Source organism: Corynebacterium sp. CCUG 71335, from assembly GCF_024454075.1.
Classification (GTDB): Bacteria; Actinomycetota; Actinomycetes; order Mycobacteriales; family Mycobacteriaceae; genus Corynebacterium; species Corynebacterium genitalium.
Map to the genome: position 1 here is coordinate 85,520 of NZ_JAGPYY010000011.1, position 13,645 is coordinate 99,164.

The 13,645-nt window shown below is 59.9% G+C and carries 8 protein-coding genes and 1 pseudogene; 3 read left to right on the forward strand and 6 right to left on the reverse strand.

The window, feature by feature from the left end:
* Position 1 precedes the first annotated feature (1 nt).
* The gene (pta, locus tag KBX19_RS08880) at positions 2 to 1,363 is read right to left on the reverse strand and encodes a phosphate acetyltransferase (RefSeq protein WP_255998486.1); all 1,362 of its coding nucleotides are present in this window, start codon (positions 1,361 to 1,363) and stop codon (positions 2 to 4) included.
* 356 nt (positions 1,364 to 1,719) lie between these two features.
* Between pta and KBX19_RS08885 the strand changes: the two genes are divergently transcribed.
* Together KBX19_RS08885 and KBX19_RS08890 are read left to right on the forward strand one after the other, a co-directional pair.
* On the forward strand, positions 1,720 to 3,111 hold the full coding sequence (locus tag KBX19_RS08885) for an FAD-dependent oxidoreductase (protein ID WP_255998488.1): 1,392 nt from the start codon (positions 1,720 to 1,722) through the stop codon (positions 3,109 to 3,111).
* A 119-nt stretch (positions 3,112 to 3,230) separates the two neighbouring features.
* Positions 3,231 to 3,977 carry a DUF3800 domain-containing protein gene (locus KBX19_RS08890; RefSeq protein ID WP_255998490.1) on the forward strand — a complete coding sequence of 249 codons (747 nt, stop codon included), beginning with the start codon at positions 3,231 to 3,233 and terminating at the stop codon, positions 3,975 to 3,977.
* Between the two features lie 196 nt (positions 3,978 to 4,173).
* Here the strand turns inward: KBX19_RS08890 and KBX19_RS08895 are convergent, their stop codons facing one another.
* Both KBX19_RS08895 and KBX19_RS08900 read right to left on the reverse strand, forming a co-directional pair.
* Positions 4,174 to 5,460 carry a hypothetical protein gene (locus KBX19_RS08895; RefSeq protein WP_255998492.1) on the reverse strand — a complete coding sequence of 429 codons (1,287 nt, stop codon included), beginning with the start codon at positions 5,458 to 5,460 and terminating at the stop codon, positions 4,174 to 4,176.
* A gap of 295 nt (positions 5,461 to 5,755) precedes the next feature.
* Entirely contained in the window at positions 5,756 to 7,864 is a 2,109-nt protein-coding gene (locus KBX19_RS08900; protein WP_255998493.1) for an Ig-like domain-containing protein, read from the reverse strand.
* 518 nt (positions 7,865 to 8,382) lie between these two features.
* Here KBX19_RS08900 and KBX19_RS08905 point away from each other — a divergent pair.
* Entirely contained in the window at positions 8,383 to 9,663 is a 1,281-nt protein-coding gene (locus KBX19_RS08905; protein WP_255998494.1) for a hypothetical protein, read from the forward strand.
* 203 nt (positions 9,664 to 9,866) lie between these two features.
* On the opposite strand, the gene KBX19_RS08910 is transcribed toward KBX19_RS08905, so the two are convergent.
* The 3 genes and pseudogenes from KBX19_RS08910 to KBX19_RS08920 all read right to left on the reverse strand — a co-directional run.
* Positions 9,867 to 11,501 (reverse strand): DUF5979 domain-containing protein, encoded by a 1,635-nt coding sequence (locus KBX19_RS08910; RefSeq protein ID WP_255998495.1) that lies wholly within the window; start codon positions 11,499 to 11,501, stop codon positions 9,867 to 9,869.
* A gap of 197 nt (positions 11,502 to 11,698) precedes the next feature.
* Positions 11,699 to 12,478 (reverse strand): class F sortase, encoded by a 780-nt coding sequence (locus KBX19_RS08915; protein WP_255998497.1) that lies wholly within the window; start codon positions 12,476 to 12,478, stop codon positions 11,699 to 11,701.
* A 138-nt stretch (positions 12,479 to 12,616) separates the two neighbouring features.
* Positions 12,617 to 13,645 (reverse strand): annotated as a pseudogene (locus KBX19_RS08920) (hypothetical protein); the annotation flags it as partial.

A 13,645-nucleotide genomic window follows, 5' to 3' on the forward strand; every position in this document is an offset into this window, starting at 1 on the left:
GTTAGTGTGCTCCTTGTGCCTGGATAGCGGTGATTGCGACGGTGTTGACAATGTCCGGGACGGTCGCGCCACGGGACAGGTCGTTGACCGGCTTGTTCAGGCCCTGCAGAATCGGGCCGACAGCGAGCGCGCCGGCGGTGCGCTGAGCTATCTTGTAGCCGGCGTTGCCTGCCTCGAGGTCCGGGAAGATGAACACGTTGGCTTCACCGGCGACCGGGGAATCCGGCGCCTTCTTCTTGCCCACGCCCGGGTCGCATGCGGCGTCGAACTGCAGCGGGCCGTCGATGGCGACGTCCGGTGCGAGCTCCTTCGCCTTCGCGGTGGCCTCGACAGCGCGGTCGACGTCCGGGCCGGAACCGGAGGTGCCGGTGGAGTAGGACAGCACGGCGACCTTCGGGTCGATGCCGAACTGGGCTGCGGTCTGAGCGGAGACGGCTGCGATCTCACCGATCTGTTCCGCGGTCGGGTTCGGGTTCACGGCGCAGTCGCCGAAGGCCCACAGGCGGCCGCGCATGACCATGAGGAAGATCGACGACACCACGGTCGCACCCGGGGCGGTCTTGATGATCTGGAAGGACGGCTTGATGGTGTGCGCGGTGGTGTGCGCGGCACCGGAGACCATGCCGTCTGCGAGGCCCTTGTGCACCATCATGGTGGCAAAGTAGGAGATGTCCTTCATGGTCTCGCGGGCTTCCTCGATGGAGATGCCCTTCTTCTTGCGCAGCTCGGCGAAGTCAGCGGCGAACTCTTCCAGTAGCTCGGAGTTGAGGTGGTCGATGATGTTCGCCTTGGATAGGTTCAGGCCCTTGCTGTCTGCGCGGCGGGCGATATCGTCGCTGTCGCCCAGGATCGTGATGTCGGCAACGTCCTGCGCGAGGAGCTGGTCAGCGGCCTCGAGAATGCGGTCATCCTCGCCCTCCGGCAGGACGATGTGGGAGCGCTTCTCCTTGGCACGGTTGAGCAACCAGTTCTCAAACACGGCTGCAGACATGACCTGCTCGGTCTCGGTGGTCAGCGCGGTGTTGATGGCAGCAGCGTCAACATCTGTCACCACGGCGGCGACGGTGGCGCCGAGCTCTTCGATACGCTTCTTCGCCAACTCTGCAACACCATCGGCCGCAGCGACGACGAGCACCGGAACGCCCAGCGCGGATGCGGTGTCAGCGTCGAAGTTGTAGTCGCCGGTGCCGACGATCAGGGAGTCGCCTGCGGACAGCAGGTCTGCGGACACGATGGCGGAAACGTCAGCCTCGTGCTCGCTGAGGCGCACTGCCGTCAGGTTGGATTCCTGAGCCAGCGCATCCACGTCGATGCCGTCGAGGGTGCGGCCTACCGTGGTGATCAAAACGGACCTGTTAGCCATGGGGATCCTTTCGCGTGGGTTGTGCACATTTGACGTGTGTTGTGTGCCGTCGCGCAGTCGTCGCCGCGCGCGACATTGGTCACCAGTGTAGCCACGGCCATGGGCGCGTGCCTGAAAAAATCCGCAGGTGAAACGTGATTCACACTTATCGCGCAGCAGCAATTCACGTGCGCACGCCGCGAGCCCCCGCTCGTTGCTTTTCGACGTCCCATCCCCCGCACCACTCAGTACGAATGTGATAGAACGAGCGGTCTAGGTATTATTAGCCAAACCGCTACACTGGCAGGTATTAATAACTCAGTTACTGAGTTGAACTAGCACGCACTATCACCCACGAGAAGGACACAGCAGTTTCTATGAGCACTCCCCAGGATTCCCTCCGCGTCGCCGTTGTCGGCTCCGGCCCGGCCGGCATCTATGCCTCCGACCTGCTGATCAAGTCTGACCTCGCCCAATCGGGTGTGGACGTGAAGGTGGACATCTTCGAGCGCATGCCCGCACCGTTCGGCCTGATCCGCTACGGCGTGGCGCCGGACCACCCGCGCATCAAGGGCATTATCAAGTCCTTGCACAACGTGATGGACAAGCCGGAGATTCGCCTGCTGGGCAACGTCGACGTGGGCACCGACATCACTGTCGAGGAGCTGCAGGAGTACTACGACGCCGTCATCTTCGCCACCGGCGCTGTCGCCGACCGCGACTTGAACATCCCGGGCGCGGAGCTTGACGGCCACCACGGTGCCGCCGAGTTCGTCGGGTTCTACGACGGCAACCCGGACTTCACCCGCGACTGGGACCTCACGGCTGAGAAAATCGCGATTGTCGGCGTGGGCAACGTCGCCCTGGATATTGCGCGCGTGCTGGCCAAGACTGCAGATGAGCTCCACGTCACCGAGATCCCGGACAACGTTTATGAGAACCTGGGTAAGTCCGCCGCGAAGGAGATTCACATCTTCGGCCGCCGCGGCCCGGCGCAGGCGAAGTTCAGCCCGCTGGAGCTCAAGGAGCTGGACCACTCCCCCACCATCGAGGTCATTGTGGACCCGGAGGACATCGATTATGACGAGGCGTCCGAGCAGGCCCGCCGCGACTCCAAGTCCGTCGACCTAATCTGCCAGACCCTCGAGGGCTACGCCATGCGCGACCCGAAGGGCGCCCCGCACAAGCTGTTCATCCACTTCTTCGAGTCCCCGGTAGAGATCATCGGCGAGGACGGCAAGGTCACCGGCTTTGTCACTGAGCGCACGGAGCTCGACGGCAACGGCGGCGTGACCACCACCGGCGAGACCACCACCTGGGATGTCCAGGCGGTCTACCGCGCGGTCGGTTACCGTTCCGACGCCGTGGACGGTGTCCCCTTCGACGACTACAAGGCCGTCATCCCCAACGACGAAGGCCACGTGCTCACCGAGCCCGGCGGCGACATCGTCCCCGGCCTCTACGCCACCGGCTGGATCAAGCGCGGCCCCGTCGGGCTGATCGGCAACACCAAGTCCGACGCCAAGGACACCACCACGATGCTTATCGACGACTTCCGCAACGGCTCCCTGAAGTTGACCGACAAGCGCGACCCCCAAGACATCCTGGACCTGCTGGCCTCCAAGAACGTCAACGCGACCACCTGGGAAGGCTGGCACAACCTCGACGCCCACGAACGCGCCCTCGGCGAGGCCGAAGGACGCGAGCGCAAGAAGGTCGTCGAGTGGAACGACATGGTCACCGCCTCGCACCCGGAATACGAGATCTAAGTCCCTAGTGCACTAGGATCTAAAGCAAGGTCCCGGCAACTCGCCGGGACCTTTTTTCAGTAGACTTTTCTGTCCGACACGACCAGGAAAGCTAACCAGTTCGCCAGTAGCATTGCACTATGGGGAAAAACGCAGACCGTTCGGTCCGGTTGTGCTATTTAGACGAATCAGAGACTACAGATGACTCTTTCTACACTTTCGGCGCGCTGATGTGCAGTCCGGCGCAAGCCGTAAACGTTGAGGAAGAGATCAATCAGCTCGGCGACCAATTGCACAGCCGTTATTCAACCGTTCTTCCAAGTCAATCAGAATTTCACGCAGTAGAGATTTTTCACGGCAAAGGCCATTGGCGACAAATCGCCATGGCCGATCGTTTCGATCTCTTCTCCGAGATTGTTCAGGTCATCAAAAGGCAGAAGCCTATCTTTGTCACCCGCACGATTGACGAGAATCTCTACCGAGCACGGTATGGAACTAGGGCATTCCCACTTCATCAGCAGACCATGGGTTACATTCTCGAAGAAGTAGAGAAACAGATGCGCAAAAACTACTCCGATGAACGCGCTCTCATTTTCGCAGACGAGCACCACTCAGCTAATGACTCTCGTGCGAACCTACGAGCTGCGAGAGGAAAAGCACTCAAGGGTAAAATTAGTGTCGCCTTGGACCACATCTTTGATACCGCCTATTTTGGCCCATCCGACCACAGCCGCCTATTGCAAGCGGTCGACGTATGTACATATTTTTACCAAAAGGGACGGTTCTCTGCCCCCATGAACAATGCTTGGGCGAGATCTCAGGTCGAGCACATCTGCTCAGAAGTGGACAGTCTTCTGGAATATGAATATGTGTGGCCCAAGCAGTAGTGAAGGCCCGAGTCCAAGGCTTATGGCCTGCAGGACCTTGAATAATACCCCCGAAATGGGCCGGAGCCGTCCCCTTTCAGGGACGACTCCTGCATGCCCGCGACGTTACACAGGACGACGCCTTTAGTCAAGACTGACACGCCGCCGGCGCTTCAACCAGTGGTAGCCGACGGTGTGCCATAGAACCCGTGTCAGACTAGAACCCGAAGAAGCTGCGGATCCCGCGCCACAGGCGAGCGAGGGCACCTTCGCTGCTGCTACTGCTGCTCTTGTCAGAGCTCCGGTTCTTGCTCTTCTCCGCAGCCTTTTCTTCCTTGGACTCCTTCTCCTGCTGCTCAGGGTCGAAGAGCTCGGACTCGGGCTGAACCTCAGGAGCACCGTTTTCCAACGGAGCTGCCTCCGGGGCGTTCGACGGCGCTTCCTCCGGTGCAGGTGCCGGCCGGACCGCACCATCCTCTACCTCGGGGGTGTCAGCTTCCGGTGCGGGAGGAACTACTCCGCCCTCTACCTCAGGGGCATTTTCGGCCGGTGCCGGCGGCACTGTGCCAGCCTCGACCTCGGGTGCGTCTGCCTCGGGAGCCGGCGGGACAGCGCCCTTGTCGGTGTCGGTGGGCTGCTGAGCGGCTGCACCGATGTGCGGGGAGTAGTTGTAGTCGTGGAAGATGATCTCGTCGGCACCCGCGTTCTTGTGCTCGCTCCTGTTGGCGCCGCTGGTCCACAAGTTGATGCGCAGCTGCTGGGTGCCGGTGTCGCGGGGGACGCGGTGGGTGGAAGTGACGTCGGAAAGCACTTGGCCTTGCTTCGTCTTCGTGATCACGCGCAGGTAGTCCTTCTCCCACTCAGCAATGGTCTGCAGGGTCTGGTGACCGGCCGGGATGTCGAACTCAGCGGGCTTGATGCGGTCCGGGCGTTGAGCCGTGTCCGGGTAGTACGTCACGCCGCCGTGCGGAAGCGGGCGGTTGACCACGCCCCAGCGGCTGATCTCGATGAAGTCGATCTCAGTGGAGCCGTGGGAGTTCTTGTGCACCTCGTCGTACTTGTTCAGCTCGAGCTCCGCCATGTCATACGGGAAGATGCCCAGCACGTTGTGCGGATCCATCTCGTTGAAATCAGCGGAGTACTCAAACGTGTAGGTGCCGTAGCCGGTGGAGTCCACAGCGTTGATCTCCACACCGCCACGAATGCCCTCGTTACGAATCTTCAGGTCGCCGTTGGGCAAAGGCGTTGCGCCGTTGACCCACTTCGCGCGGTTGTCAGCGGGGTCCGCCGCCTGCGGGCCACCGAAGTTCAGCTTGCCCTCCGTCTGGCGGACGGCCCACTCGCAGCCGCTCCAGTCGAATGTGGGGAAATCATAGTCAGTGCTGAAACGCTCACCAGTGCGCTGAATGTGCACCGGCACGTCCGCCTGTGCCTGGGCGGGAATTACTGCCAGCGGCGCGACAAGCGCCGCCGCCACGGTCAGGGAAACTACCTGCTTCTTCATGTTCTCTTTCTTCACACGTCGTACCTTCGCACCCAGGAGAACTGGTTGAACTGTCCCCCTGCAGTGACCACCTTCGGGATGAAACCTTAATCCCTCTCAGGAATGGTATATGTTATTCACTGTTAGGTCCACTAAGTAGTTTGACCTTGCATAATACTACGTATTTGCAGCTAGAACGTGTATGACGTTGGCGCCGATGCTTATGCGGTGCGACACGGAACGCAGATCAAAGCATGAAAAAGCGGGCTGATGCTTGGTTGCATCAACCCGCTCTTAGTTTTCGAGCGATTAGCTCTTAGCCGATGAAGTCAGCGACGTCGTCGCCCTTCTCAGTCGCACCGGACGGCACGGACTGAATCGGCTGGCGGCCTTCACCGGGGGCACCCGGCTGGCCCGTCGTGTTCACCACGCTCGGCTCGCCCGGCTCAGGCTTTTCGCCCGGCTGGTCCGGTTCACCCGGCTTACTTGGCTCACCTGGTTTACCCGGCTCACCTGGCTTGCCCGGTTCACCCGGCTTACCCGGAACCGGCGGGTTCGGGTTAGAGGAGCCCGAGTCCTTACCAAACAGCCAGATCAAACCCGGAACAACCGGAACCAAAAGCAGGAGCCACCACAGCTTCTTCTTGTCCCCGGAGCTACCCGGGTTCTCTGGCGTTTCACCAGGGGTGGTGGTCTCAGAAGTGGTCGTCTCCGACGTGGTGGTTTCCTCAGAGGTAGTGGTCTCCTCCGAGGTAGTGGTTTCCTCAGAGGTAGTGGTCTCCTCCGAGGTAGTGGTCTCCTCCGACGTGGTGGTTTCCTCAGAGGTAGTGGTCTCCTCCGAAGTAGTGGTTTCCTCAGAGGTAGTGGTCGGCGGGGTGGTTTCCTCCGACGTAGTAGTCGGCGGGGTGGTTTCCTCCGACGTAGTAGTCGGCGGGGTGGTTTCCTCCGACGTAGTAGTCGGCGGGGTGCACTGCCCAGAGTTGGTGAGCGTCACAGCAACGTTCGAGGCATTCTCGTTCTCGATAGTGATCTGCTGCTGGGAGAACGCGGGCGCCTCGAAGGTAACATCTTCGATCGCCGGCTGAACCTCGCTGAATTCGACTACGGTGCCAGCCGGCAACATGTCGTAACCGCGGATAGTGTGGCCATTCTTCACGGTGTCGGTGTAGGTGATCACCTTTCCATCGCGCTCACCACGGCGTTCGCTCTCCGGGTACTTGTTCTCCTCGAAGCCTTCCGGCAGGGTGATCTTCACGTTGACTCGGTAGCCAGCTCCCCCAAGAGCACCGCAGGCCTCTCCGCCCTCGACCTGAACCTTCTTGGTCAGTGAGAAGGAACCCGTGTTGACACCTTCGATGGTGCCGTAGCCTTCGGTGTTCCAGAAGACTTCCGCCTCAGCGCTAGTGGTGGTTTCACCGGCCGTCACCTCGACAGTGTTCGAGTAAGTGTCACCTTCCAAAGTGACCGGGTTCAAACGCTGGGTCCAGTAAGTCAGGTGAATATCCTGGCCCTCTTGCCACTCACCAGTGTGGTCTACACCAGTTTCAGGATCCTTCCCCTTGAGCGGTTTGATCGTAACCGCCAGCTCCTTGCCGTTGTTCAAGATCTCGAAACTTGGATTCAAAGGATGAGTCTGGTTCTGGAGGTTTCGTTGGGAAGCACCCCTACGTTCTTCCCCCTGAACGGGCTCGATGGCGTTGATGTGCTTGTGGTTATCACTCGTAAGCGTATCTCTGATCACGATTTGATCGGAGCCCGCGAATGAGTCATACGGGATTAGGACGTTCCAGAGGAGGTACTCGTCGCTGAGTCCTGCAATGTGAGCACTCTTTTCCAGCTGGTCGACTGGGTTATATTTGTCGATCTTGCCCTGATCCTTCACACCACCAGGCACATTCGCACTGACGGTGCGCTCCTGATTGCCATTTACCGTGAACGGGTAGCTCTCCTCCGTATTGGCCTTTTCGGCCTGGGCGCGCAGCCCGATGACGCCCTTGACGTTGTCCTTTTCCTGGAATGCATTGTTCAGCGTACAAACAAGGGTCTGGGCGCCGTTCGCCACAGAGCACGTACCACCGACGACGCCACCCTCATCTTTAAGGTCGAACTCTGTTCCCGCCTGGGGCTTGAACGTTTCCGGGAAAGCCACTTCGAATGTATCGTCCGCTTTGAATGGACCGTTTGCAGCCCAGTTCATGGAAACTGAGACGTTATTGCCTTTTACAATGTTGGGGTTTTCGTCCCCCGGCTCAGCCTGCTTAGTGATAGTTACATCCGAGATGGTTACGTCCACCGTATCGGCGTTAGCCGTCGGCACTTGTTTCATACCGAACGCTGCTGCCATCACTACGGCGACGACTGTCACCAGAGCGATCAGCGTTCGACGCAGGCCGACTGTCATGCCGGCTGCATTCTGATTGTTCATGTTCACTCCTGCTTCCTCTAGTTAGGATTCGGCTCAATACCGAAAAGGAGTGCTCGGTACCGCCGTAAACTCGTATCCTCTGCCTCTTATGACGTTGTTTTAAGCATGTTGACAGAGACGGTTGAGATCGTAGCACTGTTGATTAATAGGTCAAGTCTTCGCCAACATTCTTTTAGCGCACCCCCTCTCCCAGCTCAGTGACCGGCGGTTACATATAACCGAGCGCCAAAGTTTCCCAAATGATTCGCAAGTTTTCCGCGCTTCGGGCCTACACTTCTGCAAATTGCGTCAGGTTCCGTCCAGGTTCACGCCATGAAAACTTCGGGACTTTCACAATCAGGAGTTGCGGGCACGATCAGTCCCTATATGATTGACGCGGTAACTACATGCTATCGGTGCATGCTGCGTACCTCCTTGAGCGAGCCTAAGTCGCTAAACCCGTCGATTGTCTCGCTCGAATATACGGGGACCAACGCAACCCACACGATGCTCACGCTCGAAGAGAAGAAAGCCGGGTAATGAAGAAACGTGCTGTCCACCGTGCCTTCGCTGTCGCGCTCGCGGCAGCGATCGCCCTTCCGCCTATAAGCTTCGCTGAACCTGACGATCCAGCGCAGAACGTTTCCCAGGAGTGCGCTCGGTTCCGCACCGACTACGACTTCAATACGTTCAACTGGGCCGGTTTCGAATGGGGCGTTCGCGAACGAAACCACTACATGCCATGGGGCGGACCGCAAGCACCCGCTCCCGGTGAAGCAGTCGGCAACTGGGTTAACGGTGCCTCAGTGAATGATGCGGGGGACCTCGCCGTGCGCAACGAAGGAATCCGCGGCGGTGTGGAGCTGATGACCACCGAATCGGTGGGGTATGGAACTTACACCCTCGAATACTCTGCCGACTTCGACCACATGGACCCCAGTAGCGTGTTGGGAATATTCCTTTACGATCTCGCAGCACAAGTCGACGACAATCACACAACCCAAGGCGGGTTCACTGAAATCGATTTCATTGAGATCAGCCGCTGGGGCGAAGAAGACTGGCCACTGCCGCATGCTGGCGTCACCTACTATCCCGACGATCTGACCAAGGCCCCGGAACCCGGTGACGGCATGTTCATCAGTGGATTCGATATCCCCGAGGGGCCGCAGAGGTTGACCACGGTCGCCGAGTGGCGAGAAGGTTTTCTCCGCGTGACGACGACAACCTCCGACGGCACTATATTGAGCGATGTCACAGCGACGGAACGGGTGCCGATCGACAACGGCACGCAACAGCTACACATCAATCTGTGGACTTCCGCAGCCAATGAGGAACTCTATCCTCAGGCTCAACCGGATGAGGTCGTCTTCCATTCGTTTACGTTCATTCCCGATGCGTCCTGCCCAGAACCATCCCCGGAATCCACCGAAGAAAGCACACCGGCAAGCCCCACTGCCACCGAGGAGAGCGCTGAGCCAACCACCAGCTCCACCGATGCTCCGACAATAGCTCCGACGCCACCCGATTCGTCGACACCATCGGAGCCCTCGACAGCTCCACCACCTTCCAGCGCAGCCACGCCAACAACGACGGATAGCTCTGGAAAGGTTGAGACGGATACCGCACCGTCAAAGCTTCCGTTGCCGGCTACTTATCCAAGTGAGTCCCCGTCCGCTCCCGCATCTGGCCGGCCTGACTCTGAAGGTGTTCAGCCTTCTGGTCCCCCCACTGCCCCATCCGCAGAGGGACGGCGACCGATTCAGTCAGTGCCGTCCGGCGCGACGGCATTGACGGATCGAACGGCGCGCTTCATCGGATAAGAACAATCAAGCGGGTCGGCTGCTGAACGCAGTCCACCCGCTTCTTTACGTCCAGCTCCATGTTCATTGATTCAGTAACCAAGCCTTGAAAGAGTCAAGATCGGCCCTGAATATCCAAGCAATCCTCACCCACTTGACGGGAAATAGAAGGCGAGCCGAGGGAACTCTCCCTCAGCTCGCCTTTTCTAGGTAGTGGTTAGCTCCTAGCCGATGAAATCAGCAACTCCATTGCCCTTCTCAGTCGCACCAGACGGCACCGACTGAATCGGCTGACGCCCATCGCTGGGCGCACCAGGCTTCACCGGTTGTTCGGGAGTACCAGGCTGCGCCTGCTGGGGCTTGTCACCCTCGCGCGGCGTTTCGGGCTTCGGGTTGTCACCCGGCTTGCCTGGCTGCGGGGTGTCACCCGGCTTACCCGGTTGAGGGTTGTCATCCGGCTTACCCGGCGTCGGGGTGGAAGACGTACCCGGACCCTGGTTGAACAGCCAGATCAGACCCGGAATGACCGGAACCAAAAGCAGGAGCCACCACAGGTTCTTCTTGTCATCGGAGCTTCCCGGCTCCTCCGGGGTGTCCGCGCCCGGCGTATCGGTGCCCGGAGTGTCCGTGCCCGGCGTATCGGTGCCCGGAGTGTCCGTGCCCGGCGTATCGGTGCCCGGGGTATCGGTGCCCGGAGTGGCTCCAGACGTGATCGGGTTCGAAAGGGCGATCTCGAAGCAGTCATTGCCCTTGATCTGGATCGTGACCGTCTTACCCTTATCCTTCACAGGCTTGTCTTTGATGTGGGGGTGGCCTTCCTTCACGATGAAGACCTCCTCGCCGTAACCGAAGCCCCCGAGGTTAGGCTTCTCGCCCTCAGAGAAAGTCACCTTGGTGCCGATCGGGAGGTGCGAGAATGCGATACCCCTCTCGTCGCCGCCGACAGCTGCGTAGGATTCGGGGTCTGCGTCGACGTTGAGCTTCACCTGCGCCTTGTTGTCTCCAACGAGCTCGAACTCTTTACCCTCAAGCACAGCCTCACGGTTGGTGCCCTCCGGGAACTCGAAGGTCATGTTGACCGGGAACTGCTTCCCCTCCGCAAGCTCCTTCGCTTTAGCCTTATCCTCATCGGTCAGCTTCGAGTAGTCGATCTGCTTTTTGATGTGGAACTCGCCCGGAACCGTCTTCCTGATCGGGTTCGTCAGCGTGACCTCGAAGCAATCGTCGCCTTCGAACTCAATGGTGACGGTCTTGCCCTCATCTTTCAGAACTCTTTTATCGCCAGGGGAGACCTGCTCAGCGATGAACTTCTCCTCATCAAAGTGGAAGCCATCGAGCTCCGGCTTGCCGGTCTCCGAGAGGGTCACCTTCGTGCCTGCCGGGATGTCCGAGAACGCAAGTCCCCTCTTATCAGCGTAGGCACCAGTACCAACCCGGAGATCCACGGTCTTCGTGTTGTTACCATCCAGCCCAAGCTTCGCCGGAGCGGTTTGACCCTCCGGGAACTCGAACTCCAGGGTTACCTCGAAGGTGGCGTCCTTCAGCTGCGTCTCTGCGTCAGGCTTATCCTCGTGAGCCAGGTTCGAGTCTTCGATTTCCTTCTTAATGTGGAACTCGCCCGGTTCCCCATCAGTGTGCGCCCGCTCAGACTCGTGCTGCTCGGCACGCTCTTCAGCCTCGGATTCGGCAGTCTTGGCCTGTTCCGACTCGCCGTGAACGTGCCCATCTTCAGTCGCGTTAGCTGTGGGAACAACATTGCCCCCGAAAGCTGCAGCGACGAAGACGGCGAAAACCGTCACCAACGCGATGAGGGTTGCACGCAGGCCTTTACGGCCCACGAGACTACGCTGCGCGTCCATGAATCACTCCTTGATTAGTCGATATCTGTTTCGTCCTGATGGCGATACCGACAAGAGTGATCGGCACGTCTCGAACGTCGCTCACAGTTTTAGTTTAAATTCTTAGGTAACTGTCAGAGCACGTTGAGCATCGTACCCAGTTTTCAATTATATGTAAAGGCTGACGGAGAACTTTCTACGAAATTCCTGAGCAAGGCTTAAATTGGTTCTGCAACAACGAATACGTTGTCTGCATAACCGAGCGTTCCACCGACGAACTCACCACCGCATGTGATCAACACGAGCTTGTTCTCACCAGTCGAATCATTCACCTCTTCAGGCAGAGCCCCCTCCTTGGAGGCGCGGAAGGGGGGTTTGGTGACGCGGTAGGTGTGGGTGGTGCCGTCGATAAGCACGGAGACCTCATCGCCCGCCGCAAGCTGCGTGAAGTTGTAAGCGAAACCCTGGCCCTGCGTCTGGTGGTTGACGTGCCCGGTGATCACGGTGGACCCCTTCGACTCCGGATCGCCCGGAATCGCGGACGACGCGTACCACCCGAGACGACTGACGTCCTCCGGCGGAATGAGCGCACCCTCAGCCGTCAGGCCCACCATCTCGACCGGCGCGGTGCCGATGCTCATCTGCAACGCCATCTCATTGATGTCCTCATGGCTTTGAGGGACCGGTTTGAGCTCCTCTTCTTGCTGACCGGAATCGTCGACATAGCCGTCCTCGATAATTTCGGGCGCCGCGCTCGTCTGAGGCTGCGGTGCCTCCGACGCCTCCGATGCCTTTTCTGTGTCGTCGCTCCCTCCCCACGGGATGAAAACAATGGCGCAGATCAAGGCGACTGCGCCGATGAGCGCAGCGAGGATCAGGGGCAGCTTCTTTTTCGAGCTTTCGGTCGCTTCGCTTTCCCGGGTGTCATCCGGGTACTTACCGTAGGAAGTATCTTCGGGATCCGGCAGGTTGTTGGGGTTTGGTGTCGCAGTACTCATCGCGAAATATCCTAAATCATACTTGGGCTGGAAAGGGACATCGATACCCAAGCAATTGTCATTGTCTTGGGAGGAAACTAAAAGACGGGCTAAAGGATCTCTCCCTTCAGCCCGTCCTGCACGGTGCGCGGTTAATTTTTAGCCGATGAAGTCCGGGACGTTACCGCTCTTCGCAGTTGCGCCGGACGGCACAGACTGGATGGACTGGCGGCCGCCACCCGGCTTACCGGGCTGTGCGAGTTTCCCACCAGGGGCTCGTCCAGGCTGGCCGGACTCAGCCTGCTGGGGTTTGTCGCCGTTTCCACCCTTGGGTTCATTGCCTTGGTTGCCCTTGGGTTTGTCACCCTGGCCTTCCGAACCACCCGGCTCGTCCGTAGCAGGCTTATCTCCCCGGCCCGGCGCTGGCTCACCCGGGGATGGCTTGCCCGGTGCCGGGTTCGAGGAACCGCCCGGGAAGTTGTCGATCAACCACTTACCGATCGGAATGACCGGGACCAGGAGCAGCAGCCACCACGGGAAGGCAGAAGAACCTTCCTTGTTGGGGTCGTTGTTGCCGTTGGTTCCGCCGTCGTCTTCACCGTCCGTCCCGTCGTTGTTGCCGCCGGTCTCACCGTCATCGTCACCGTCGTTGGTTCCGTCACCGTTGCCGCCGGTCTCACCGTCATCGTCACCGGGGACGGTCTGGTCTCCGGTGGTGGTTGTGGTCGGGGACTCTTCCGACGTCGTGGTCGGCTCCGGCTGCTCGTCCGTGGTGGTCGGCTCCGGCTCCTCGTCCGTCGTCGTCGTCGGCTCCGGCTCCTCGTCCGTTGTCGTCGGCTCCGGCTGCTCGTCCGTGGTGGTCGGCTCCGGCTCCTCGTCCGTGGTGGTCGGCTCCGGCTGCTCCTCCGTGGTGGTCGGCTCCGGCTCCTCGTCCGTCGTCGTCGTCGGCTCCGGCTCCTCGTCCGTGGTGGTCGGCTCCGGCTGCTCCTCCGTGGTGGTCGGCTCCGGCTCCTCGTCCGTCGTCGTCGTCGGCTCCGGCTCCTCGTCCGTGGTGGTCGGCTCCGGCTGCTCCTCCGTGGTGGTCGGCTCCGGCTCCTCGTCCGTCGTCGTCGTCGGCTCCGGCTCCTCGTCCGTGGTGGTCGGCTCCGGCTGCTCCTCCGTGGTGGTCGGCTCCGGCTCCTCGTCCGT

What these genes read in the sequence shown, in the direction of transcription:
- pta (WP_255998486.1), bottom strand. Translation starts at nt 1,363, where the DNA reads ATGGCTAACAGGTCCGTTTTGATCACCACGGTAGGCCGCACCCTCGAC.
- KBX19_RS08890 (WP_255998490.1), top strand. Translation starts at nt 3,231, where the DNA reads ATGGGGAAAAACGCAGACCGTTCGGTCCGGTTGTGCTATTTAGACGAA.
- KBX19_RS08895 (WP_255998492.1), bottom strand. Translation starts at nt 5,460, where the DNA reads ATGAAGAAGCAGGTAGTTTCCCTGACCGTGGCGGCGGCGCTTGTCGCG.
- KBX19_RS08915 (WP_255998497.1), bottom strand. Translation starts at nt 12,478, where the DNA reads ATGAGTACTGCGACACCAAACCCCAACAACCTGCCGGATCCCGAAGAT.
- KBX19_RS08910 (WP_255998495.1), bottom strand. Translation starts at nt 11,501, where the DNA reads ATGGACGCGCAGCGTAGTCTCGTGGGCCGTAAAGGCCTGCGTGCAACC.
- KBX19_RS08905 (WP_255998494.1), top strand. Translation starts at nt 8,383, where the DNA reads ATGAAGAAACGTGCTGTCCACCGTGCCTTCGCTGTCGCGCTCGCGGCA.
- KBX19_RS08900 (WP_255998493.1), bottom strand. Translation starts at nt 7,864, where the DNA reads ATGAACAATCAGAATGCAGCCGGCATGACAGTCGGCCTGCGTCGAACG.
- KBX19_RS08885 (WP_255998488.1), top strand. Translation starts at nt 1,720, where the DNA reads ATGAGCACTCCCCAGGATTCCCTCCGCGTCGCCGTTGTCGGCTCCGGC.